Below are 23,623 nucleotides of genomic sequence, written 5' to 3'. Positions count from 1 at the left end.
ATGCCGCCATGTCCTCACGCCGCGGGGCCCTTGCCCTGACCCTGCGCCTCGCCGCCGCCAGCCTGACCGGCGCGGCCATGCTCGCCTCCGCCCCCGCCGCCCAGGCCGACACGACCCTGCGCGTGGTGCTGATCAACGACCTCACCAGCCTCGACCCGGTCTTCTCGCAGGCGGCGGTGGTGCGGAACCACGGCTTCTTCGTCTACGACCAGCTCTTCGCCCTGGACAGCCAGGGCGTGCCGAAGCCGCAGATGGTGGACCGCTACACCGCCTCCGATGACCGCCTGACCTGGCGCTTCACCCTGCGCGACGGTCTCGCCTTCCATGACGGGCAGCCGGTGCGGGCGGCCGACGCGGTGGCCTCGATCAAGCGCTGGGCGCAGCGCGACGTGGTGGGCAAGGCCATGGCCGCCGCCACCGCCTCGCTTGACGCGGTGGACGAGAAGAGCTTCGAGCTGAAGCTCAGCCGGCCCTTCGCCCTGGTGCTGGAGGCGCTGGCCCGCCCGACCGGCTCGGCCCTTTTCGTGATGCCTGAACGCATCGCCCGGACCCCGGCGAACACCCAGATCACCGATGCCACCGGCTCCGGCCCCTTCATCCTCCGCAAGGAGGAATGGCGCGTCGGCGACCGCACCGTCTATGTCCGCAACCCCGCCTACAGGCCGCGCCCCGAGCCGGCGGACGGGCTGGCCGGGGGCAAGGAGCCCAAGGTGGACCGCATCGAGTGGCTGGCCATGCCCGATGCCGCCGTTGCCGCCAATGCGCTGAGCAACGGCGAGATCGACTTCATCGAGCAGCCGCCGCCGGACCTGATCCCGCAACTGGAACGCAACAGGCAGCTCACCGTGAAGCCGATCAACCCCGTCGGCTACATGGTCTGGCTGCGTCCCAATCACGCGCAGCCGCCCTTCGACAACGAGCGTGCGCGCCAGGCCCTGCTCTTCGCGGTGAGCCAGAAGGACGTGCTGGACGGCATGGGCATCCGCCCCGCCGAGCAGGTGCCCTACTGCCCCGCCTATTTCATGTGCGGCACACCACTGGAGACCGCCGCCGGGGCGCGCGGGCTGAAGGAGCAGGACCTGCCCCGGGCGCGGGAATACCTGCGCCAGGGCGGCTATGACGGTTCGCCCGTGGTCTTCCTGAACTCCACGGAGCAGCCGCTGAACAACGCGGCGACGCTGGTGATGGCGGAGGCCCTCAAGCAGGCGGGCATGAACGTGGACCTGCCTTCCATGGACTGGGGCACGCTGGGCCAGCGCCGCAACAGGAAGGAGGGCTGGAACCTCTTCGTCACCGTCGCCAATGCCTTCGACGCGGGCGATCCGCTGTCCAATTTCTATCTCGCCAGCCCCTGCGACGGCGGGCTGTCCGGCTGGCCCTGCGACAAGGAGCTGGAAGCGCTGCGGCATGAGTGGTGGAGCGAGAACGACCCCGAGAAACGCCGCGCGCTGCTCGACCGGGTGCAGGCCCGTGCCTACGAGACGGTGCCCTATGTCAATGCCGGGCAGTTCCGCACCAATGCCGCCTGGCGCGCCAGCCTGACCGGAATCCGGCCCACCACGGTCCCGGTCTTCTGGGGCGTCGAGAAGCACTGAGTTCCGCGAGCGGCGCGCCAACGGCCCCCGCCACGGCGCGCCGCGCAACCGGCTGTCGTCCCCGGCCGTTGGGCAGCACCCTCTGGTGCCGCGGACAACACCCCGGCATTCCTGTGGAGGTCTGCCCGGAACCGGAGCCCCGCCCATGAGCCGCCCCCACCGCATCGCCCTCGCCGCCCTGCTCGGCACATGCCTCGCCCTGCCCGCCTCGGCGGACGAGACCAAGCAGATCGGCTATGTGAACACCGCCGTCACCAATCTCGGCCTCACCCGCTCCCACCGCGTGGTGGTGGAACGCTTCAACGACCCGGACGTGTCCGGCGTGGCCTGCTACATCAGCCAGGCGCGTACGGGCGGCGTGTCCGGCATGGTCGGTCTGGCGGAGGACCCGGCGCGCTTCGGCCTGAACTGTGTCGCCACCGGGCCGGTGCAGGTGACCGACAAGGCCCAGCGTGGTGACCGTGGCGAGAAGGTCTTCGAGAGCAACACCAGCCTGTTCTTCAAGGAGACGCGGGTTCACCGCTTCATCGACGAGGAGCAGGGCGTGGTCGTCTATCTGGCATGGTCCACCAAGCTGGTGGACGGCTCGCCCTACAACGTGGTCGCCGCCGTTCCTTTCCGCTGAGGTCTTCAGGGCGGATTCACGCCTCCGGGCTTACGCCCTTCGGCGATCCGCTCTGGTCCATCCCTGCCGCAGGCGGCTGGCCGAGCCATTCCTTCAGGATGGTGAAGCCCACGGCCAGCAGCACAGGGCCCAGGAACAGCCCCAGCAGACCGAAGGCAAAGGCGCCGCCCAGTGCCCCGAGCAGGGTCAGCAACAGGGGCAGGTCGGCGCCGCGCGCGATGAGCCAGGGGCGGATGAAGTTGTCCACCGAGGAAATCCCGCCTGCGCCATAGAGCAGCATGAAGCCACCGGCCCAGGGGCGCCCCTCGACAAAGAGCCAGACCGCCGCCGGGATCCAAACCACCGGCGCGCCGACCGGCAGGATCGAGATGCAGCCCGCCACGACGCCGAGCAGCACCGGCTGCGGCACGCCCACCAGCCAGAGGCCGAAGCCGGTCATCACCCCCTGGGCCACCGCCGTGCCCAGCAGTCCATAGACAACGCCCTGGGTCACATCCCCGGCCAGGAGCACGAGGTGCCGCCCGCGCGCGCCGGCGATCCGCTCCGCCATGCGCTGCACCGCATCCGCCAGCTTCGCGCCGTCCCGGAAGAAGAAGAAGGCCAGCAGGATCGCGATCAGCAGCTCCGCCAGCCCGGACAGGATGCCCAGCACGCCGGAAAGCAGGAGCTGCGCGACGCTGCCGATATAGGGCTGCAGCGTCTGGAAAATCCCTGACAGGTCGGTGCCCAGCCGGTTCACATGGCCCTGCAGCCAGGGGCCGAGCACGGGGATGGCGCCGACCAGGCCGGAGAGGCTCGGCAGGCCGCCTTCCGTGGCCCGGCGCACCATCTGGCGCAGGTTCTCCACATCCGCCCCGCTGGTGGGCGCGGCGAAGAGCAGCGGCAGGCCCAGCACCAGGAACATGGCGCCGACCATGACGACGGCGGCGAGGTTGGCGGAGAGCCCCAGCCTGTCCCGCAGCAGCCGGTAGGCGGGCCATGTGGAGTAGCTGAGGATCGCCGCCCAGAGCAGCGCGGACAGGAAGGGGCGCACCACCAGCAGGCAGCCAGCCAGCAGCGCCAGCAGGGCCAGGGCGCCGATCAGCTGCGCCGGCCGGAAGGATTCGTCCGGGGTCTCCGGGATTCGTGCCATGTTCTCGGCGTCCAAGGATTCGGGCGCGGTTCCGGTCCCGGGACGGGGTCCCGCCGTGTCGCCTGCCCCGGATACGGGCCAGCTCACGGCCAGACCGATCCATCCGCGCGTTTCCGCTCTAGGCCGGATCGGCGCCAAGGGAAATACGCAGGGGTACGAGGGGACAGGATGCGGGCGGGCCGGGCCGGGCGCCTCGCGCGCCTCCGACCGGATCGCCGGCCAGATTCCGGCCATCCCTGGCACCCGGAGGCGGGCCGTCCGCCGAATCGAACGCGCCGGAGCGGAAAACACGCCTGGGAAACCTGACGGACCGCCGGGTTCAGGGTATCGACGCTTCCGGTACAGCCCCCGCGTTCCGCCTGCCTGTGGCACGTCCATTAAAGATAGTGGAAAGAAGCAGAAAGACGATTTGCATGGCGTGGCCCGAAGCGACGATCGTTGCGACGCATCAAAAAATGTAGATTCCTGTTGATACGCTTCGGGCGCCGCCGCATTTTGCGAGAAATGCTTCGGTTCGGTTATGGGGCTCGACCGACCGGGGGCCAACACGCTTAAATCACGAGGGGTTGCATGCGGTTTGCCGATATCGGGCAGCAATTACGCGCCTACAGGCTCGAATCGGGTCTCCGGGCCGAGGAGATCGCGGCGCGCCTGGGCGTGTCCCGTGCAGCGCTCTATCGCTACGAGAAGGGCGAGGTCATCAAGCTGGACACGATCCGGCGCCTCGCGGAGCTGCTGAAAATCTCGCCACTGTCCCTGCTGGGGATCGGTGTCGAGTATTTCTCCCGGCCCCTCGCCCTTACCGAGCGCCTGCGCCAGATCGAGGAACAGGCCGACCAGCTTCTGCAAGTGGGCGGGGCGCTCTGCGTACAGGTGTCCTCGGACGCGTTGGAGGGGGCGCTGGCCGAGGCCCTGGCGGAGACCGCCGATGCCTCGCCGGAGCGGATGCAGGCCCGTACCACGGCGGAACAGGCGCTCAGCCAGCTCGCCACGCGCAAGCGCCTCTATGCCCAGCGCCGGCCCTCGATCATCGCCATGCTGGGCGAAGGCGCCCTGCGCCGGCTGCTGGAGGATGGCGTGGCCGGCGCCATGCCGCTGTCCGACCGCGTCCGGAACCGCTGCCGCGCGGCGGCACGCGCCGAGGTGGAGCGCATCGCCGAGCTGATGGAGAGCGAGCCGATGGGCCTGCAGCTCGGCCTGCTGCCAGGCGGCGATCCGGCCGGCACCTTCGTGGTCTTCCGTGACCGCGAGCGCGCCCATCTCTGCGCCAACCCCTTCGCCCCCGACGTCTCGCCCTTCAATGCCGTCGGCGTCGGCATGATCACCGGGGCGGACGAGGCCGTGTCCATCCACCAGCGCGTGGCGGAATCGGTGTGGCGCGACGCGCTCAAGGGCGCCAGCGCGGCGGCCCGTGTGCGGGAGCTGATCCAGAGCCACTCGCGCAACGACTGAAACCCGCGGGGGCGGCACCGTGCCAGCCCCCGCAGTCCTCAGAGATCGAGGCTCGCCTCCAGGACATCGTCCTCCAGCCGGTGCAGGTGGAAGCCGAGCCGGGTCACGAAAGCCTGCATCGGCGTGTTGTCCGCCAGGACCTGGCCCACCACGCGACGGATGCCGGTTTCCTGGCCCCAGTCCAGCACCCGCCGCATCAGGTGGCGGCCCAGCCCCTTGCCCTTCCAGCGTGGCAGCACCACCACGGCGAACTCGGCGCTGTTGCCCTGCCCCTCCCGCGTCAGGCGGGAAACGCCGACGATCCGGTCCACCCCGTCCTCACCCGTCTCGATGGCGACGAAGGCCATCTCCCGGTCATAGTCGATCTGCGTCATGCGGGCGATCTGGGCACGCGGCAGCTCGCGCATGGCGCCAAAGAAGCGCCAGCGGATATCGTCCGGGTCCATGTTCCGGAAGGCCTCCGCCTGGGCGGCCGCATCCTCGGGGCGGATCGGGCGGACCATCAGCCGGCGCCCGTCCGGCGCCGTCCAGGGCTCCGCCAGCTCCGCCGGATAGGGCGGGATGGCCAGCATCGCGGCCTCGCCCTCCGCCCGCAGGCGCAGGTCGGCATCCACGGCGATCACGCCCGTGGCGGTGGCGATCAGCGGGTTGATGGTGGCTTCCTTGATCTCCGGGAAATCCACCACCAGGGCCGAAAGCCGCACCAGCGCGTCGGACACCGCCTCGACCTTCACGGCCTCCTGGTCCCGCCAGCCATGCAGGCGGCGCGAGATCCGCGTGCGGCCGATCAGCGCCGTGGCCAGGACGCGGTTCAGCGGCGGCAGGTCCACCGCCTCATCGGCCTGCAGGTCGGCGGTGGTGCCGCCGGCACCGAAGCCGATCCAGGGGCCGAACATCACCTCGTCGCCTAGGCGCAGGCGCAGCTCCGCGCCGGGCTGCGCCTGCCGCTCAACCAGCAGCCCGTCGATGCGGCAGTCCGGCCGCTCCTGCGCCGCGCGCGTCAGCATGGCGAGGCCCGCGGCCCGCACGCTCTTCACGTCGCGCAGCCCGACCGCGACGCCGCCGATCTCCGTCTTGCGCGGCAGTTCGGCGCTCAGCAGCTTCAGCACCACCGGGAAGCCGAGCTCCATGGCCGCTTTGCCCGCCTCGGTCGGGGTGGCGACCACGCGGCGCGCGATGGTCGGCACGCCATAGGCGTCGAAGACGCCCAGCGCCTCGGCCTCGTTCAGCGACAGCCGGCCCCGCTCCCGCACCGCATCCAGCAGCCGGCGCACCGCCGCGCGGTCCGGCGCGAAGTCGAGCACGTCGCGCGGCGGCAACTCCGCCGCCACATCGCGGTTGCGCCGGTCCTGCGCCAGATGCAGCGCGCCGCGCACCGCCCGTTCCGGCGTGGGAAAGACGGCGATGCCGGAGCGGGCGAGAAAGGAGCGCTGCGGGCTGCCGGTGGCCTGACCCAGCCAGCCCACCAGGATCGGCGCGCCACGGATGCCGCTGAGCCCGGCCATGGCGGCGGCCACGGCGTCGCTGTCCTCCTCCGGATTCGGCGAGTGGATTGCCACCACCGAGCCCACCTCCGGCAGCGTGGCGATCATCGCCGCCACCTCCGCCAGCCGGTGCCCCTCGCCATGCGGCAGGACCAGCGGGTTGCCACCATGCCAGCGCGGCGGCAGGGCGAGGTTCAGCATCGGCCAGGCGGCCTCCGGGATCTCCGCCAGCCGCCCGCCGCGCCGGAGCGCCGAATCGGTCGCCATCTGGCCGGTGGCGAGGCCGTTGGAGATCACGGCGATCCGGTCCGCCTCCGCCCCGCTGCGCAGCGAGGAGACCCGGACGCGCGACAGCGTTTCGGCGGCGGCGAGGAGCTCCGCCAGATCCGCCACCCGGAGCACCCCGGCGCGGCGCAGCGCCGCCTCCATCACCGCGTCCGCTCCGCCCAGCGCCTCGCGCGAGGCGCTGCCGGGCCGGATCGCCACCACCGGCCGGGTGCGCGCCGTGGCACGGGCGGCGGAGATGAACTGCCGCCGGTTCTTGATCCGCCGCAGGTCCAGCAACACGGCATTGGTGGCCGCGTCGCGCGCCAGCCAGTCCAGCGCGCCGGCAAAGCCGTAATCCGCGTTGCCGCCGATGCCCGCGATCAGGCTGAAGCCGAAGCCCTGGGCTTCGGCATAGTCCAGGATCGCCCGGGCCAGGGCCGAGGACTGGCAGAGCAGCGCCAGCTTCCCTGGCCGGGGCACGAGATGCGACAGCGTGGCGTTAAGGCCCAGCGGCGGCACCGCCAGCCCGAAGGAACGCTGCCCCAGCGCCCGCACGCCGCTGCCGCGCGCGAGGGCGGCGAGGTCGGGGGCGGCGACCGGCACCACCGCCGCGTGGCAGCCCCGGGCGGCCAGGGCGGCGAAGGCGGCGGGCTGGGCCTCCGGCGGCAGGGAGATCACGGCGAGGTCCGGCGCCTCCTCCAGAGCGTCGAGGTTCGGCGCCTCCTCCAGCCCGTCCCAGCGGAAGCCGATCGTGTGCAACGCTCCCTTGAACTGCCCGGCGACCAGGTTGCGGGCCAGGATCGCGGTCTCCGGCAGGGCGGGATCGCCCAGGAAGGCCACGCGCCTGGGCGCGAAAAGGGAGGCGGCCCGGAAACCGGGCCGGAGGCTGGGGGAGTGGAAAGGGGTCATCGCCGCCTCAGGGTGGTGATTTCCAGGCGATGCGGCAATCTTGCTTTCAGGCTTCCCCGTCAATGCCCATTGGCGGGGGCATGAGAAGGAAGGGCCGTGCCGATGCCGCAGGACTCGCGCTGGGATCCGGAGATGCTTCGCTTCACCCGCGCGATGGAGGCCGCCGCGCTGTCCGATCCAATCCCGGACATCACCCGGGACACGGCGCGCCACCTCGCCGCCGGACGGGCGCGGACCGAGGCGCTGAACCTGCCGCTCGCGGCCGGGGGCCATGCCATGGCGGAAAGCCGCGACCTGCGGCTCGACCTGTCCTCCGGCCCGCTGTCCTGCCGCCTGCACCGCCCGCATGTGGAAGGCGGACGTGGAGCCGCCCTGCCGGTAATGGTGAACCTGCATGGCGGCGGCTGGGTCTGGAACAGCGTGGACACGCATGACCGCCTGTTCCGCGCCTATGCCCAGGCCGCCGGCTGCGCCGTGCTGGCGCCGGACTATGCCCTGTCGCCCGAGGCCGCATTCCCCATCGCGCTGGAACAGGTGGCCGGGGTGGTGCGCCATGTGGCGGCCCATGGCGCCTCGCTGGGGCTGGACCCGGCGCGCATCGTGCTGGGCGGCGATTCGGCCGGGGCCAACCTGGCCCTCGCGGCCGCGCTGCTGCTGCGGGAGACCGATCCGGGGCTGGCGCTGCGCGGGCTGCTGCTCGCCTATGGCTGCTACGATGCCCGCTGCGATACGGAGAGCCAGCGCGAGTTCGCCGAGGGCTTCGGCCTGACGCGGGAGCGGATGACGCTCTTCTGGCGCCTCTACGCGCCGGAGGAGGAGACGCGGATGAGCCCCCTCGCCTCGCCGCTCCTCGCCGATCTCCGTGGCCTGCCCCCGGCCCTGCTGCAGGTCGCGGAGCTGGACGTGCTGCGCGACGACAGCCTGGCCCTGACCGGGCGGATGCGGGAGGCCGGGGTGGAGGTGCTGTCGCGCCTCTTTCCCGGCACGGTGCACGGCTTCCTGCGAGCCCAGGGCCGGGTCGGCGCCGCCGACGAGGCGGTGGCGGAAGCGGGGCGCTGGCTGCGGGAAAGGCTCGGCTGAGTCCCCCTTCCCGCCGCCCGGCGCCTCAGCCCTTGGCGGAAAGCGCCCGCCTCGCCGCCTCGGCGAGGTAGCTGCTGGCCACCGGCAGCACGCGGTCGTCGAAATCGTAGTGCGGGTTGTGCAGCTCCCGCCCGCCCTCGGCCGGGCCGTTGCCGATCCAGACGAAGGCACCCGGCACCTTCTGCAGGAAGGCGCTGAAATCCTCCCCCGTCATGGCGGGGCCCACGTCCCGGCGCAGCGGCGCCACGGCCCCGGCGGCCCCGGCGGCCAGCTCGCGCTCCGCCGGGTGGTTGATCGTGGCATCGACCCCGGCCAGCACCCGCACCTCGGCCCGCACGCCGAAGCTCGCCTCCAGGCCGGCGGCGATGGCCTCCAGCCGCTCGATCATCAGCCGGCCGACCTCGTCGTCGATGAAGCGGATGGTGCCGTCCAGCACCACCTCCGCCGCGATCTGGTTCGAGGCCTCGCCGCCATGGATCGTGGTCAGGCTGCACACCGCCGTCTTCATCGGGTCCACCGAGCGCGCCACGATGGACTGCACGGCGGTGATGGCGTGGCCGGCGGCGAGGATCGGGTCGCGCGTCAGGTGCGGCAGGGCGGCATGACCGGCATGGCCGCGGATGACGATGTTGAAACGCCGGCCGGCCGCCATGACCGCGCTGTCATGGACGGCGATGGTGCCCACCGGCAGGCCCGGCCAGTTGTGCCAGCCGAAGATCCGGTCCATGGGGAAACGCTCGAAGAGACCGTCCGCCACCATGGAGCGGGCACCACCCCCACCCTCCTCGGCGGGCTGGAAGACCAGATGGACCGTGCCCGACCAGCTCTCGTCCCGGAGCAGCAGAGCCGCCGCGCCGAGCAGCGCCACCGTATGGCCGTCATGGCCGCAGGCATGCATCACGCCCGGCCGCGTCGAGGCCCAGGGCAGGTCGGCCGCGGCCTCCTGGATCGGCAGCGCGTCCATGTCGGCGCGCAGGCCGACCGAGCGGTTGCCGCCGCCGCGCCGCAGGGTGGCAACCAGCCCGTGCCCGCCGATGCCCTCGGCGATCTCGGTCACGCCAAGCTCGCGCAGACGTGCGGCCACATACGCCGCCGTAGGTCCCTCATCCAGGGTAGGGGCAGGGTTGGCGTGCAGGTGGCGGCGCCAACCGGTCAGGGTTTCGACGAGTTCCGGGTTCATGGTTTCGGGGGATAGCCCTTTCATTGCCGATGCTCCATCGCCTTCCGGCATTGCTTGCCTCTTTCACCTTCGTGGTCGCGATGCCCGCGGAGATCTCACTGGCCCAAGGGGGCAGCCAGGCAGGCGGCCCGGCGGGGGCGGCCTCCCCTCCTTCAGCCCAGCCCGGCGCCCCGGCCGCCGGCACCGGGGCGGCGGACCAGGGCGCGGGTGACGAGGCCACTGTCCCCTATGAGACCGAGTTCCGCCCGACCGGAAGCTCCGAGGTCGATTCCGCGATCTCGTCCATCTCCGCCCTGAAGCGGCTGCAGGGCGTCGCCCCCACCTCGGCCGAGGGGCTGGTCGCCCGCGCCTTGCAGGAACAGGGGCTGGTCACGCGCGCGCTGCGGGCGGAAGGCTTCTATGGCGGGCGCCCGGTGGTGCTGATCGACGGGCAGCCGCCGGAAACGCCGCAGCTCGCCGCGCGGCTGGCCGGCCGCAAGGAGCCGGTGAAGGTGGCCGTCGGCGCCGAGCCTGGCGAGCGCTTCCGGATCGGGCTGCTCCGGGTCGCGCCGGAAGACCCCGGCCGCGACCTGGCCGCCGGGGAGATCACCGGCCTCGCCAAAGGCGATCCCGCGCGGGCCGAGGACGTGATCTCGGCCGGCGACCGGCTGGTCACCTCGTTGCGCGATGCCGGCTATCCCTTCGCCTCCATCCCCCGGCGGGAGGTGACGGTCGATTTCGACACGCATCTCATGGAGGTGGTCTATCACCTCCAGCCCGGGCCGCAGGCGCGCTTCGCCACGCCGGAGGTGGAGGGCGCGACCCGCGTCAGCCCGCGCATGCTCAACGCCGTGGCCGGGCAGCTCACCGACAGGGAGTACAGCCCGCAGACCTTGTCCCGGGTGCGGCGGGACCTCGTGGATCTCGGCGTCTTCGGCATGGTGCGGGCGCAGGAAGGCACGGCGCTGGACGGCAGCGGGCGCCTGCCGGTCACCTTCCTGGTCTCCGAGCGGCCGCGCCGCGCCCTGGGCGTCACCGGCGCCTACGAGACCCGCAACGGCCCGACCGCGACGGTGTACTGGGAGCACCGGAACCTCTTTGGCGGCGCCGAGCGGCTACGCCTGGAAGGCTCGGTCGGCCGGACCTCGCAGAGCAGCTCCGGCAACAGCTTCAACGCCCGGGTGGGCGCCAATCTCCGCTCGCCCTGGATCTTCGGGCGCAACATGACGCTGGTGATCGACACGGCGGCGATCCGCGAGCGGCTGCTCGCCTATGACCGCGACGCCGTCACCGGGGCCGTGTCGGTCGAGACCAAGCCCGATCCGCGCCTGACCCTGGCGGGCGGCGTGATCGGCGAGTTCGGCAAGACCAAGGAATACGGTGCGAGCAAGCGCGACTACCAGCTCGTGGGCCTGCTCGGCACCGCCTTCTGGGACGATACGGACAGCCTGCTCGACCCCTCGCGCGGCCTGCGGCTGAACGGGCTGGTTTCGCCGATCTATGCCATCAACGGCGGGCAGACCTTTGTGCGGATGCGCGGCACCGCCAGTGCCTACCACGACCTCACCAGCGACAAGGGCACGATCCTGGCAGGACGAATCTCCGTCGGCAGCATTCTCGGCACCTCCTCCTATTTCGACGTGCCGCCGCATATGCGCTTCTACGCGGGCGGCGGCGGCTCGGTGCGTGGCTACGACTTCCAGCGCATCGGACCGCGCCGCAGCAACGACACGCCGACCGGGGGCCTGTCGGTGGTCGAGGCCAGCCTGGAGGTGCGGCAGCGCATCGCGGGCGCCTGGGGCATGGCCGCCTTCGTCGATGGCGGCAGCGTGCAGGAGGACAGCGCGCCCGGCTTCAGCAACCTGGCCTTCGGCGCCGGCCTGGGCGTGCGCTACGCCACCGCCATCGGCCCGATCCGCGCCGACGTGGCCTTCCCGCTGAAGAAGCTGCCGGGCGATTCCGGCTACGGCCTCTATATCGGCATCGGGCAGGCCTTCTGATGCGGCGCGCGCTGAAGTGGGCCGGCATCCTGCTGCTGGTCCTGATCCTCCTCCCCGTCGTCGTGGTCGGCGGCGTGCTGGTCTTCGCCAATACCTCGCCCGGGCAGGCGATGATCGCCCGGCTGGCCGGGCAGTACGTGCCCGGCCTGACCATCGAGGGGCTGCATGGCGGCCTGCCCTTCGGCCCGCGCATCGACCGGATCGCCATGGCCGATGCCAAGGGCACCTACCTGACCATCGAGAACGCCTCGCTGGACATGGATCTCGGTGCCCTGCTGCACCGGGAGGTCCGCATCCGCCGCCTCCATGCCAGCCGCCTGGATTTCGAGCGCGTGCCGGAAAGCACCGCCCCGGCGCCGGAGCCGCAGCCCAGCGAGGGCGGCAGCCTGATCCCCTCCCTGCCCCAGCTTCCCGTCGGCCTTGCGCTGGAGGCGCTGGAGGTCGAGCGGCTGGAGATCGGGCAGGCGGTGGCCGGGATGCCCGCGGCGCTGAACCTGCAGGCGGGCGGGCGGCTGGGTGAGGACGGCGCCTTCCTCGGCGTGAAGGCGCGGCGGCTGGACATGCCCGGCGCGCTGGATGCCGATGTCGCCCTGGCCCCCGGGCAGCGGGTGAAGCTGAACCTGTCCTATGACGAGCCCGCGGGCGGCATGGTGGCCGGGCTGCTCGGCCTGCCCCCCGCCCCCGGCAGCGCCCGGATCACCCTGGACGGTCCGGCCGAGGGCGCCGCGCTGACGCTGCGCGCCGCCATCGGCGATGCGCTGAAGGCCCAGGCGGACGGCACGCTGGCCCTGCCGGCGACCGGTGGCCTGGGCCTGGTGGCCAGGGGCAATGTCCAGGCCCCCGGCCTGCTGCCCGCTCCGGTCACCGGCGGCGACTTCGCCGTGGACCTGCGGCCCGAGGGCGCCGGCCTGCGGCTGAACAGCTTCCTCGTTTCCGCCGCGCCGGGCCGCGTGGAAGGCAGCGGCTATGTCGGCGACAACAGCGACCTGACAGTCAAGGCGGAGCTCGGCCGTTCCGAGGCACTGGGCGGCCTGCTGCCCCAAGGGATGGGCTGGGACGGCATCACGCTGAACGCCCATGTCACCGGCTCCACCAGCGCCCCGGGCATCGAGGCACAAGGCGTGGTGCGCCAGCCACGCATCCCGCAGGCGCCGCCGACCCTGGTGGGCGACGCCATCCGGCTGGACCTCAAGGGCGACGGCGAGCGCATCGAACGCCTGACCGTGGCGGGCGCCGGGCTGAACCTGGAGGCCTCGGGCCGCTACCGCGACACGCTCGACCTCGCGCTGAAGGCGCGCATGGGCGATGCGAAGGCACTGGGCGACCTGCTGCCGGCCAGCATCGGCTGGGGGGCGCTGGAACTCGACGGCACCGTCACCGGCACGCAGCAGGACCCGATGGTGGATGCGAAGCTGGTGATGCGCGACCCGCGCCTGCCGGAACCGGCGCCGGGGCTGCTCGGCAAGGAGCCCGTGGTGACCCTGCGCGGCGACCTGAGGCGGATCGAGCAACTGGAGCTGACCGGGGCAGGCCTCGCCGCCACGGCCTCCGGCTCCTACCGGGACCCGCTGGACCTGACGGCGCAGATCCGCCTCGCCAATGCCGAGGCCACCGGCCAGCCGGTGCGCGGGCGGATGCAGGCCGACCTGCATGTGGGCGGCACCCTCGCCGCCCCCACCGTACAGGCCAAGGTGAACAGCCCCGAACTGATCGCCCAGGGCCACAAGCTGGAGAACCTCCAGCTCGATGCCGATCTCGCCCACCTCTCCCCTCCGACCGGCTCCGCGAAGCTGAGCGGCCGGCTGGACGGACAGCCGCTGAGCCTCGACGCGGCCTCCGCGCTGAACGAGCAGGTCCTGCGCATCGAGCGCCTCGCCGCAGTCCTCGGCCCGCTGCGCCTGGACGGCGGCGGCAACTTCGACATCGCGAAGCTGCTCTTCGACGGGCAGGTGAAGCTGGAGGCCCGCGACCTCACGCCGCTCTCCGGCATCGCCGGCATACCGCTTGCCGGCGGTCTGAACCTGGAGGCCCGGGGTGTCCCGGATGCCCGCGGCGTACAGACGGTGAAGGCCGACCTGCGGCTGAACCGGCTGACCGCCGCCGGAACGCCGGTCGATGGCACGGTGAAGGCCGAGGGCGCGCTCGACGCGCTGAACCTCCAGGCCCAGATCGCCGCCCTCGACGCCCGGCTCAACACCCGCGCCAGGATCGATGCGGTGAGCGCGGACCGCACGGTGAACCTCGCTGCGCTGGACGTGACGCGGGGGCAGATGGGCATCCGCCTGACCGCGCCCGCCACGGTGACGCTGCGGCAGGATGGCGGCATCCGGATCGGCGACATGGCGCTGGCCGCCCGGCCGGGCGGCACGCTGCGCCTGGGCGGACAATGGGGACCGCAGCAGACCGACCTGCGCGCCACCATCGCCAACCTGCCGGTGGCCATGGCCAATCTCTTCGTGCCCGATCCGCGCCTCGCCGGCACGGTGAACGGCGATGTCCGCGTGACCGGCGCCACCGCCGCGCCGAACATCGACGGCGAGATCCGCGCCACCGGGCTCCGGGCCGACGCGCCCTATGCCACAGGCCTGCCGCCCGCCAACCTGACGGTGAACGCGAAGATGCGCGGCCAGGCGATCGAGGCGGTCGCCAACCTCGTGGCCGGCAGCGCCGTGCGGGCAACGCTGGAGGCCCGGCTGCCGCAGGGCGCGGCGGCGAACGCGCCGGTCCAGGCCAGCCTGCGTGGCAATGCCAATCTCGGCACGCTGGCGGGCCCGCTGCTGGCGGCGGGCGCCAACCGGGCGACCGGACAGCTCACCATCGACGCCCGCGCTGCCGGCACCGTCTCCGCCCCGCAGCTCAGCGGCGGCGCGACGCTGAGCAACGGCAGCTTCCGCAACCTCGAATACGGGGCGGCGCTGCGCAACATCGCGGCGCGCATCACGGCGCAGGGCGACCGTATCGTGCTGGAGAGCCTGACCGCCAGCGGCACCAGGGGCACGCTGAGCGCCCAGGGCGAGGCCCGGCCCTTCGCGCCGGGCCAGCCGTTGCGCATCGCCCTGACCAGCCAGGGGTTGCAGCCGGTGACCAGCGACCTCTTCACCGGGCTGTTCAACACCGACCTGCTGCTGGATGGCGGGCTCGCCTCCGGCCTGCGCGCCTCCGGGCGCATCGAAATCCCCGAGGCCACGCTCGGCATCCCCACCGGCCTGCCCGGCAGCGTGGCGGATCTGGGCGATGTGCGGGAGGTCGGGCGCGGTGCCCCGGTGCCCAGGCGCGCCCGGGCCGCATCCGCCACCCCGGCCGCCGCGAGCCAGCCCGACCCGCAGGCGGCACCGATCGCGCTCGACATCAACGTGGTGATCCCCGGCCGCTTCTACGTGCGCGGCCGTGGACTGGACGCGGAGATGGAGGGCAACCTCAAGGTCGGCGGCACCGCCTCGGCGCCGAACATCACCGGCTCGCTCAACATGGTGCGCGGCACCTTCACCCTGATCGACCGCCGCCTGAGCTTCTCGCGCGGCAACCTCGCCTTCAGCGGCGGCGTGATGCCGGACCTGGACTTCCTGGCCACCACCACGGTCCAGTCCACCACCATCAACGTGGCGATCTCGGGCAAGCCAACGGCGCCGAAGGTGGAGTTCACCTCCTCCCCCGAACTGCCGCAGGACGAGGTCCTGGCGCGGCTGCTCTTCGCGCGCCCGACCAGCCAGCTCTCGCCCTTCCAGATCGCCCAGATCGCCCAGGCCCTGGCGGGCGCGACCGGGGCGCTGGGCAGCGATTCCGACGGCGGCTTCTTCGGCCGCATCGCGAAGCGACTGGGCCTGGACCGGCTGGGCGTGGACTCCACCTCTTCCGGCGAACTCGGCGTCAAGGCGGGTGGCTATGTGGCGGACGGCGTCTATGTGAACGTCGATCCGGGAGCCACGACGGGCCAGCCGCGCGTCGGGGTGGAGGTCGAGCTGACCCCGCGCCTGAAGCTCAAGAGCACCACCGGCACGGACGGCCAGAGCGCGGGACTGTCCTACGAATACGAATACTGACGGCGCGGGACAGGGGGGCGGGCAGGCGACCGCACGGCCCCCCCCCTTTGCCGTTTGCAGTCCGGTGGAATAGCTTATGTTCACACAGTGTTCAGGGGATGTGAGCCCGATGCGTGCCTTCGAGGGCCAGTTCAGCGACAACAAGCCGATCCAGCGGAACCGCGAGGAGAAGCGGCGTCTCCTGCGCGAGCTGGAGGAGACCCTGGCGGGGATGAAGGCACATGCCTCGCCCAGCCTGCGGGAAAGCCTGCGCACCCGCATCCAGGCGCTCAAGACGGAACTGGCCGGGCGCTGACCGGCTCCGCCTCCCGGCCCTGCCGAGGGGGCGGGGCGCAAGGATCAGGCCCCGGTTCCGGGGCCTGATCCTTTTGGGCCGGACGGCTCTCAGCCCGCCAGGGCGCCCAGCAGCCGGGCCTGGGCACGCGCCCCCCGAGTCAGGCAGCGCCACTCGAACTTCTCGTTCGGGCTGTGAACCTGGTCGTCGTCCAGGCCGAAGCCCATCAGCAGCGAGTCCAGCCCCAGGATACGCCTGAAGCTTTCCACCACGGGGATGGAGCCGCCGCATCCGATCATCGCCGGAGCCTTGCCGAACTCGTCGGTCAGGATCTCCTTGGCCGCGGCGACGAAGCGATTCTCCACCGGCACCACCACCGGCGCCGCCAGGGCGAAGACCTGGACCTCGGCGGTGCAGTCCTTCGGCAGCCGCGCCTGCACGAATTCCCTGATTCCGGCCACGATCTTCTCCGGGTCCTGCCGGCCCACGAGGCGGCAGGAGAGCTTGGCATGTGCCTCGGCCGCGATGACCGTCTTGGAGCCGTCGCCGGTATAGCCGCCCCAGATGCCGTTCAGGTCGCAGGTCGGACGCGCCCAGAGCCGCTCCAGCGCGCCGAAGCCACGTTCGCCCGCCGGCACGGAAAGCCCGACATCGCCCAGGAAGCGCGCCTCGTCGAAGCCGAGCTCTGCCCATTGCGCCGCCTGGGCGTTGGAAACCGGCTCCACCCCGTCATAGAAGCCGGGGATCTGCACCCGCCCGTCCTCGTCCTGCAACTCGCCCAGGATGCGGGTCAGCAGGTTGATCGGATTGCGGGCGGAGCCGCCATACATGCCGGAATGCAGGTCGCGCGAGGCGGCGCGCAGGTCGATCTGCACATAGGCCATGCCGCGCAGCCGGGTGGAGATGGCGGGGGTGTCGAAATCCCACTGGTTGGTGTCGCTGACCACCACCACATCGGCCGCCTTCAGCTCGGCGGCGTTCTCCTTCAGGAAGGCATCGAGGCTGGGCGATCCCACCTCCTCCTCGCCCTCGATCAGCGCCGTGACCCGGGCGGGGATGCCGCCGCCGACCTCGTGCCAGGCGCGCAGCGCGGCGAGCCAGGTCATCACCTGTCCCTTGTCGTCCACCGCGCCGCGCGCCACCACGCGGTCGCCATGCGGGCCGGGCACCACGGTCGGCTCGAAGGGCGGGCTGGTCCAGAGCCCGAAGGGCTCGGCCGGCTGCACGTCGTAATGGCCGTAATAGAGCAGGTGCGGCGCGTCGCCGGATTGCGGCCCCGGGTGATGCGCCACCACCACCGGATGCCCCGCCGTCTCGCGCACCCGCGCGTCGAAGCCGATCGCGGCCAGCTCGGCGGCCAGGAACTCGGCGGTGCGGCGGCAGTCGGCGGCATGGACGGGCTGGGCGCTGACGCTGGGGATGCGGAGGAGCTCGAAATACCGCTGGCGGAGCTGCGCCTCCTGCGCGTCCAAGTATTGCAGCACGGTCTCGGTCCGACTCATCGCGTCTCTCCTCGCAGGGGCGCGCAGGTTCCGCCCCGGCGCGGCGTCCCGCAAGGGCGGCGCCCGCGGGAAACGGCCTGCATTGACGCGGGGCGGTGCCGTGCCATGATGCGGGGCATGATCCAGGCCCAGCCCCTTCGGCGAAGCTATTACCCGCGCCCTCCCATGGCGCGGCAAGGATCAGTCATTCCCTGATTGAGACGAGGCCGCCGGAAGGCGGCATACTCGTTCCTGCATCCTCTCCGGCGGCCCTTGCCGGAGCGCCGATGCCATGACCACGCCCCTTCCCTCCCTGCCCGCGATCACGCGGGACCCTTCCCGCCCCGGCCTCGGCCTGATCGGCGCGGGCGCCTTCGGCAGCTTCTGCCTGCCGCATCTGCGCCCCTTCTTCCGCATCCATCTCGCCGATCCACGGCCCGATCTGCCGGAGATCGCCGCCCGCCACGGGGTTCGCGCCGCCAGCATCGCGGAGGCCGCGGCGCAGCCCTTCGTGCTGCTCGCCGTGCCGGTCGCCCAGGTCGCGGCGGCGGGCGCCGCCATCGCCCCGCATCTGCGCCCCGGCGCACTGGTGGTGGACACCTGCTCCCTGAAGCTGGAGCCGCTGCGCCTGCTGCGGGAGATCCTGCCGAACTTCGTCGATCTGGCGGGCACCCATCCGCTCTTCGGGCCGAACAGCGGGCGCGACGGGATCGCCGGGCTGCGGGTCACGGTCTGCCCGGGACGCGGGCGCAGGCACCGGCTGGTGGCGCGCTTCCTGGAACGCGCCCTCGCCCTCACCGTGATCCGTTCGAGTGCCGAGGCGCATGACCGGGAGATGGCGCAGGTGCAGGGGCTGACCCATCTGGTCGCCCGGCTCGTGGACAGCCTCGGCCTGCCCCGCCCCAGCCAGACCACGCCGAGCTTCGAGCAGCTGATGCGGGCGGTGGAGACAGTGCGAGACGATTCCGAGGCGCTGTTCCGGGCGATCACCCAGGAGAACCCCTTTGTCCCGCCGCTGACGGCGCGCTTCTTCGCCACGGCGCGGGAGATGCAGGCGCGGATGTTGCCCGCTCCTTCCCTCGACCGCCTCCCCGGCCCTGCCGGGGAGGCGGTCGGGGACGCCGTCTGAAGGCGCTCAGTCCCCGGTGTCGGGCATCAGGCCGGCGGCCTTGATTCCGGCTACGGCGGCGGCCTCGTCCTTCTCCGACAGGTCGCCGGATACGCCAACGGCGCCCAGGACCTTGCCGTCGGCATCCCGCAGCAGCACGCCGCCAGGCACCGGCACGGCGGAGCCGCCGGTGAGATCGGACAGCGCGTTCATGAAGGCGGGCATGTTCTGGGCGCGCCGCGCCAGCTCACGCCCACCAAAACCCAACGCCAGGGCCGCGTTGGCCTTGCCCTGGGCGATGCCGGGGCGGAGCAGGCTGCAGCCGTCCTCACGCAGCATGCCCTTGAGCTGCGCCGCCTGGTCCAGCACCACCACAGTCAGGGGCGCGAGGCCGAGGCGGCGGCCTTCCGCCAGGGTTTCAAGCAGGATCGTCTGCGTGGCTTCCAGCGTGACGCCGTGATCGAAGCCGGTCGGGGGATTGGCCATGGTCGAGCCTCCGGAGATGCGATCCCGCAGAACAACCACGGCCGGGCGCCCACAGCCAGTCCCCAGGGGGCCCGAATCCGCGGGGCACCGCTGGCCGGGCCGCGATGATGACCCCGACCGGAAACCCGCCCGCTGAGGAGACCGCGTTCAGGGCGCCGGTTCAGGGAGCCGGCTCGGGGCGCTCCATGCTGTAGGGCAGCGGCGTCCAGCTCTCGCCGTCGAAGCTCCAGGAGCGCCCGTCGGTCGTGTCGATCAGGAAGGCCGCCACACCGCCTTTCGGCAGGCCGCTGCAGACGATCTGGAAGCGGCCCACCGGCCCGGCCGCCGATTGCGCCACCGCCGCCAGATCGGCCTCGGCCGGGAAAGGCACCGGGTCCGTGATGTCGCTCATTCCGTATCTCCTTTGCGCGGTGTCCCGTCGCCGGGCCGGCATGCTACCGGTCAACGCCGGAAGCCGCGGCCGGCTGCCTGCCCCGCTGCATCGCACGGCATCGGGGCAGCGGCTTATGCCTCGCCCGGCTTTGCGGCAGACCGGTGCGGCACGACAGCAGCGAAGGGGATTCGGGCCATGAAATACCGACAGCTCGGCCGCAGCGGCCTTACCGTCTCGGCAGTCTGCCTGGGCGGCAATTCCTGGGGTGCGGCCGGGCGGCGCGCCTGGGGTGCCTTCGACGAGGAGGGATCGAAGCCCTTCTTCCGCGCCGCGCTCGATGCCGGGATCAACTTCTTCGACACGGCCGATGTCTACAATCTCGGCGAAAGCGAGCGGATCATCGGCGCCACCCTGCTGCGCTTCGCAAGACGCGAGGAGGTCGTGGTCTCCACCAAGATCGGCAACGCGATGAGCGACCGCCCCAATGGCTCGGGCATCGGCCGCAAGCACCTGCGGGAGGCCATCGACGCCTCGCTGAAGCGTCTCGGCACGGATTACGTGGACCTGCTGCAGATCCACCGGCTGGATGCCGTCACTCCGGTCGAGGAGATGATGGAGGCGCTGAACGACATGGTCCGCGCCGGCAAGGTCCTCTACATCGGCGGCTCCACCATGCCGGCCTGGCGCTTCGCCCAGATGTGCGCCATGGCGGAGTACCGCGGCTGGGCGAGGCCGGTGGCGATGCAGAACCTCTACAATCTCGTGCAACGGGAGGAGGAGCGGGAGATGATCCCCCTCTGCCTGGAACAGGGTGTCGGGCTTGTCCCCTACTCGCCCCTGGCGCGCGGCTTCCTCGGCGGCAACCGCAGCCGCGAAGGGGCGGAGAGCCAGCGCGCGAAGACCGACAAGCTGGCCGACGGGCTCTATCGGGAAAGCGACTTCGCCGTGCTGGATGCGCTGAAGGCCATCGCAGCGGCCCGCGGGGTGAAGCCGATGCAGGTCGCACTTGCCTGGCTGCTGAGCAGGCCGGTGATGGCCGCGCCGATCTTCGGCGTTTCCGACCCGGCACAGATCGCCGATGCGGCAGCTGCCACGGAGATCGCGCTCACCCCGGAGGAGATCGCCGCCCTGGAGGCGCCCTACGAGCCCCGCGCCTCCGCCTGAAAGCGGAACGGGGCGCCTTCCGTGAGGAAGGCGCCCCGTTCGACGGCATCGGTTCCGGACATGGCACCCGGCAGAAGGGCCTATTCCGCCGCGACCAGGGCGCGGTTGCGGCGCTGGCGGATCAGCTTCACCACCAGGAAGAGGATGACCCCGAAGCCGATCGCCCCCAGGGCATAGAAGGTGTTCTTCTCGCCCAGCCAGGCCACGGCGAACCAGCCCGCGCCCACGAAGGCGGCGGCCCAGATTCCGGCGGCCACGAAGTTCAGCATCATGAAGCGCAGCCGGGGCATGCCCGCCACGCCGCAGGCGGCGGCCGCGACATTGCGGATGCCATAGGCGAAGCGGAAGGTCAGGACGAACAGAGCGCCATAGCGTTCCAGGATGTTCATCGCCTGGGTCAGACGCCTTTCGGCGCCCGGGATCTTGCGCACGGCCTTGGCGCCGTAGCGCTGGCCCAGCGTGAACCAGAGTTGGTCGCCGAGGAAGGAACCGCCCCAGACCGCGAACATCAGAATCCAGGGATCGATCAGTCCCGTGGCGCGTCCGGCGGCGGAGGCAAGGAGCACGAAGGTCTCGCCCTCGAAAAACGCCCAACAGGCCGCCGCCAGATAAGCGAGCGCGCCCCAGTCCGCCCAGAATTCAGCCACCAGATGCGCTCCCGACACCTCTGTAGAGGACAAAATGCCCGACCCCAAGAAATTGTGAAACAGCTTTCTGTGGCGTCGTCGCGGTTTTCGAGATGCCAAGGCTGCGCCCACACCGCTGCCATGTCCCTTTCGGTCGGGACATGGCAGCGTCCCGGAACGGCCCGGCATCCAGCATCATGCCTTGGCCTTAGGCTTCTTGGGGGCCTTGTCGTCCTTCCCGGCGTGCTTCTCGGCTTTTCCGGCCTTCACGGTGGCCTTACGGGACTCTGCCTTCACCTCGGCAGCGGCCGTGCCGATCACCTTCGGACGCCGGGCTTTTGCGGCGACGGCCCTGGCATCCTCCTCAGCCTTGGCTGCGGCGGCAGCCTGCATCTCCAGCGGTTCGCCTCCAGAAGCCTGGCCGGACAGCAGCCGGCTCGCCTGTTCCCAGTGCGCGCCCGCCATGCCGTCCGGGCAGCCGGCGTCCTTCCACAGGAAATAGGCAAGCTCCCGGATGCGTGCTTCGTCATCGGGTACATGTCCGGCCATACGACCTCCTCTTCTCGAATCAGGTCCTGTCTTCGCAGTCAGGGCCCCGGTCGTGGTCAGAATGAAATCTGGCGATCATCCGGGCCAGTTGAAGGGCCCCGGGAATCGGGAGGCGCCGCATTCACAATTGCGATGGACCCCGTGCCCTTCCGATCACACAACCGTGGGGATGTTTTCGGTGAAGAATATCATGAAAGAAAAAGATTTCGATCAAAATTGAGATTTTTCAACTATGGGTTGCTGGAACCAGCCGAGATATTCCGGCACTTTCCCGTTGCTGCGGGCACGGTGCCAATCACGACCACCCCCCCGATATGGCGCCGAGAGCCCCCCTCCTTTGGCCCGCAGCCTTTTTCCCTTTTCCTGGTGAAAACCTGCTTGGCGAGGCGATGTGGATGCCTGCACCTCGAGCGGGCTGCCACGGGCGGCATCCTGGCCCCGCAGATGCGGGATGGTGCAGAGGGGCGGTTCGGAAGTGCGATCCCCGTCTCGCGGCCATCACGTATTCAGATCGTTCAGGAAAAGGAAATGGCGGAGGGGATGGGATTCGAACCCACGATAGGACTTGACATCCTATAACGGTTTAGCAAACCGCCGCCTTCGGCCACTCGGCCACCCCTCCGCAGGAGTGGAAAGTCTCACGGCGTTGCGGGGGTGCTTCTAGCCGCGACCGAAGGCGCCGTCAAACCTCAGGAAAGCGGGATTTCGAAGCCACGCTTCGTGGCCGGGCGAGCCATCATCCGATCGTACCAGGCGGCCAGGTTCGGCAGGTCGTCGAAGGGCACCAGATGCCGCTCGTGCCGCCAAGCCCAACCCAGGATGGCGAAGTCCGCCACGCTCGGCTCCCCCTCGGTCGCCACGAACTCGCGCCCGGCCAGGCGCTTGTCCAGCACGCCATAGAGCCGCCTGGTCTCCTTGCCGTAGCGCTCCACGCCATAGTCGCGCGCCGGACCCTCCGGCTGGCCCAGGAAGTGGTGGACCTGCCCCGGCATAGGGCCGAGTCCGCCCATCTGCCACATCAGCCATTCCAGCACCGGCACGCGGGCCCGCAGGTCGCGCGGCAGGAACTTCCCGGTCTTCTCGCCGAGATAGAGCAGGATCGCGCCCGACTCGAAGACGCTGATCGGCCTGCCGTCCGGCCCTTCCGGATCGACGATCGCCGGAATGCGGTTGTTCGGGCTGATCCGCAGGAAATCGGGCTCGAACTGCTGACCCTTGGTGATGTCCACCGTCTTCACCGAGTAGGGCAGCCCCATTTCCTCCAGCGCCACGCTGATCTTGCGTCCGTTGGGTGTGTTCCAGGTGTGCAGCGTGATGCTCATGCCGGGCCTCGTCTTGTCATGGCGGCTGGTCTACTCCGGCGGCGCGGCCCGCATCCCCATATGCAAGGGGAAGAGACCGAAGAGGATCTGCCGGATGTCACAGTTCTTCAACGTATCGCCCAGCGGTCTCCCCCAAGGGGCGGCGCCGGGCGAAGCGATGATGATGATGCAATACGACGCCAACAAGAAGTCCGCCCTGGTCGCCTATGTGCTCTGGTTCTTCCTGGGCTGGCTGGGCATCCACCGCTTCTATCTGGGTCGGACCATGAGCGGCGTGGTGATGCTGCTGATCACCGCGCTGAGCTGGGCGCTGAGCCTGATCTTCATCGGCCACCTGGGCTTCCTGCTGGTGGGCATCTGGCTGTTCGTGGACATCTTCCTGATCCCAGGCATGACCCGCCGCTACAACAACGACCTGATCGCCTCGCTACGGCGGCGATAGAGCGAATCGCCCCGGGGAAGCCGCGCCCCGTACGCCATGCCCCAGGGCAAAGGAA

19 protein-coding genes and 1 tRNA gene are annotated in these 23,623 nt (G+C 71.0%); 10 read left to right on the top strand and 10 right to left on the bottom strand.

Annotation, left to right across the window (positions count from 1 at the left end; all coding sequences use genetic code 11):
- The first annotated feature begins 8 nt into the window (after positions 1 to 8).
- Both BT98_RS0105370 and BT98_RS0105365 read left to right on the top strand, forming a co-directional pair.
- Positions 9 to 1,595 carry an ABC transporter substrate-binding protein gene (locus tag BT98_RS0105370; protein ID WP_019459917.1) on the top strand — a complete coding sequence of 529 codons (1,587 nt, stop codon included), beginning with the start codon at positions 9 to 11 and terminating at the stop codon, positions 1,593 to 1,595.
- A gap of 145 nt (positions 1,596 to 1,740) precedes the next feature.
- On the top strand, positions 1,741 to 2,220 hold the full coding sequence (locus tag BT98_RS0105365; protein WP_019459918.1) for a CreA family protein: 480 nt from the start codon (positions 1,741 to 1,743) through the stop codon (positions 2,218 to 2,220).
- A 16-nt stretch (positions 2,221 to 2,236) separates the two neighbouring features.
- Here BT98_RS0105365 and BT98_RS0105360 read toward each other — a convergent pair whose 3' ends face one another.
- Positions 2,237 to 3,352 (bottom strand): AI-2E family transporter, encoded by a 1,116-nt coding sequence (locus BT98_RS0105360; RefSeq protein ID WP_051004738.1) that lies wholly within the window; start codon positions 3,350 to 3,352, stop codon positions 2,237 to 2,239.
- A 570-nt stretch (positions 3,353 to 3,922) separates the two neighbouring features.
- Here BT98_RS0105360 and BT98_RS0105355 point away from each other — a divergent pair.
- Positions 3,923 to 4,804 carry a helix-turn-helix domain-containing protein gene (locus BT98_RS0105355; protein ID WP_019459920.1) on the top strand — a complete coding sequence of 294 codons (882 nt, stop codon included), beginning with the start codon at positions 3,923 to 3,925 and terminating at the stop codon, positions 4,802 to 4,804.
- Positions 4,805 to 4,842: 38 nt separating this feature from the next.
- Here the strand turns inward: BT98_RS0105355 and BT98_RS0105350 are convergent, their stop codons facing one another.
- Complete coding sequence (locus tag BT98_RS0105350; protein ID WP_019459921.1) at positions 4,843 to 7,464, bottom strand: bifunctional acetate--CoA ligase family protein/GNAT family N-acetyltransferase; 2,622 nt, start codon at positions 7,462 to 7,464, stop codon at positions 4,843 to 4,845.
- Between the two features lie 102 nt (positions 7,465 to 7,566).
- Here BT98_RS0105350 and BT98_RS0105345 point away from each other — a divergent pair, with 102 nt between their 5' ends.
- Positions 7,567 to 8,544 (top strand): alpha/beta hydrolase, encoded by a 978-nt coding sequence (locus tag BT98_RS0105345; protein WP_019459922.1) that lies wholly within the window; start codon positions 7,567 to 7,569, stop codon positions 8,542 to 8,544.
- A gap of 25 nt (positions 8,545 to 8,569) precedes the next feature.
- Here the strand turns inward: BT98_RS0105345 and BT98_RS0105340 are convergent, their stop codons facing one another.
- Complete coding sequence (locus BT98_RS0105340; protein ID WP_237719325.1) at positions 8,570 to 9,748, bottom strand: amidohydrolase; 1,179 nt, start codon at positions 9,746 to 9,748, stop codon at positions 8,570 to 8,572.
- 5 nt (positions 9,749 to 9,753) lie between these two features.
- On the opposite strand from BT98_RS0105340, the gene BT98_RS0105335 reads away from it, so the two are divergent.
- The 3 genes from BT98_RS0105335 (at position 9,754) to BT98_RS0105325 (ending at position 16,038) form a co-directional block, all read left to right on the top strand.
- On the top strand, positions 9,754 to 11,703 hold the full coding sequence (locus tag BT98_RS0105335; protein WP_019459924.1) for an autotransporter assembly complex protein TamA: 1,950 nt from the start codon (positions 9,754 to 9,756) through the stop codon (positions 11,701 to 11,703).
- Positions 11,703 to 15,743, top strand: coding sequence for a translocation/assembly module TamB domain-containing protein (locus BT98_RS0105330; protein WP_019459925.1), 4,041 nt, complete (start codon positions 11,703 to 11,705; stop codon positions 15,741 to 15,743). Before BT98_RS0105335 ends, BT98_RS0105330 begins: the two co-directional genes overlap by 1 nt.
- 109 nt (positions 15,744 to 15,852) lie before the next feature.
- The gene (locus BT98_RS0105325; RefSeq protein ID WP_019459926.1) at positions 15,853 to 16,038 is read left to right on the top strand and encodes a hypothetical protein; all 186 of its coding nucleotides are present in this window, start codon (positions 15,853 to 15,855) and stop codon (positions 16,036 to 16,038) included.
- Positions 16,039 to 16,127: 89 nt separating this feature from the next.
- Here the strand turns inward: BT98_RS0105325 and BT98_RS0105320 are convergent, their stop codons facing one another.
- Positions 16,128 to 17,519, bottom strand: coding sequence for a dipeptidase (locus BT98_RS0105320; RefSeq protein WP_019459927.1), 1,392 nt, complete (start codon positions 17,517 to 17,519; stop codon positions 16,128 to 16,130).
- A gap of 271 nt (positions 17,520 to 17,790) precedes the next feature.
- Here BT98_RS0105320 and BT98_RS0105315 point away from each other — a divergent pair, with 271 nt between their 5' ends.
- Positions 17,791 to 18,627, top strand: a complete 837-nt coding sequence (locus BT98_RS0105315) for a prephenate dehydrogenase/arogenate dehydrogenase family protein (protein ID WP_019459928.1) — start codon at positions 17,791 to 17,793, stop codon at positions 18,625 to 18,627.
- A gap of 6 nt (positions 18,628 to 18,633) precedes the next feature.
- Here the strand turns inward: BT98_RS0105315 and BT98_RS0105310 are convergent, their stop codons facing one another.
- Positions 18,634 to 19,092, bottom strand: a complete 459-nt coding sequence (locus tag BT98_RS0105310) for a GlcG/HbpS family heme-binding protein (protein WP_019459929.1) — start codon at positions 19,090 to 19,092, stop codon at positions 18,634 to 18,636.
- A gap of 160 nt (positions 19,093 to 19,252) precedes the next feature.
- On the bottom strand, positions 19,253 to 19,483 hold the full coding sequence (locus BT98_RS0105305; protein ID WP_019459930.1) for a hypothetical protein: 231 nt from the start codon (positions 19,481 to 19,483) through the stop codon (positions 19,253 to 19,255).
- A gap of 177 nt (positions 19,484 to 19,660) precedes the next feature.
- Between BT98_RS0105305 and BT98_RS0105300 the strand changes: the two genes are divergently transcribed.
- A complete protein-coding gene (locus tag BT98_RS0105300) occupies positions 19,661 to 20,629 on the top strand; it encodes an aldo/keto reductase (protein ID WP_019459931.1) in 969 nt (322 codons plus the stop codon).
- 80 nt (positions 20,630 to 20,709) lie between these two features.
- Here the strand turns inward: BT98_RS0105300 and BT98_RS0105290 are convergent, their stop codons facing one another.
- The 4 genes from BT98_RS0105290 to BT98_RS0105275 form a co-directional block, all read right to left on the bottom strand.
- Complete coding sequence (locus BT98_RS0105290; RefSeq protein ID WP_019459932.1) at positions 20,710 to 21,276, bottom strand: DedA family protein; 567 nt, start codon at positions 21,274 to 21,276, stop codon at positions 20,710 to 20,712.
- Positions 21,277 to 21,450: 174 nt separating this feature from the next.
- The gene (locus BT98_RS23360) at positions 21,451 to 21,804 is read right to left on the bottom strand and encodes a DUF2934 domain-containing protein (protein WP_019459933.1); all 354 of its coding nucleotides are present in this window, start codon (positions 21,802 to 21,804) and stop codon (positions 21,451 to 21,453) included.
- 529 nt (positions 21,805 to 22,333) lie between these two features.
- Positions 22,334 to 22,426, bottom strand: a tRNA-Ser gene (locus BT98_RS0105280).
- Positions 22,427 to 22,493: 67 nt separating this feature from the next.
- Complete coding sequence (locus tag BT98_RS0105275) at positions 22,494 to 23,126, bottom strand: glutathione S-transferase family protein (RefSeq protein WP_019459934.1); 633 nt, start codon at positions 23,124 to 23,126, stop codon at positions 22,494 to 22,496.
- Positions 23,127 to 23,220: 94 nt separating this feature from the next.
- Between BT98_RS0105275 and BT98_RS0105270 the strand changes: the two genes are divergently transcribed.
- Complete coding sequence (locus BT98_RS0105270; RefSeq protein WP_019459935.1) at positions 23,221 to 23,568, top strand: TM2 domain-containing protein; 348 nt, start codon at positions 23,221 to 23,223, stop codon at positions 23,566 to 23,568.
- Positions 23,569 to 23,623: the final 55 nt, after the last annotated feature.

Source organism: Roseomonas mucosa ATCC BAA-692 (assembly GCF_000622225.1).
GTDB classification, from domain to species: domain Bacteria; phylum Pseudomonadota; class Alphaproteobacteria; order Acetobacterales; family Acetobacteraceae; genus Roseomonas; species Roseomonas mucosa.
This window is presented reverse-complemented; position numbering and strand designations above follow the sequence as displayed.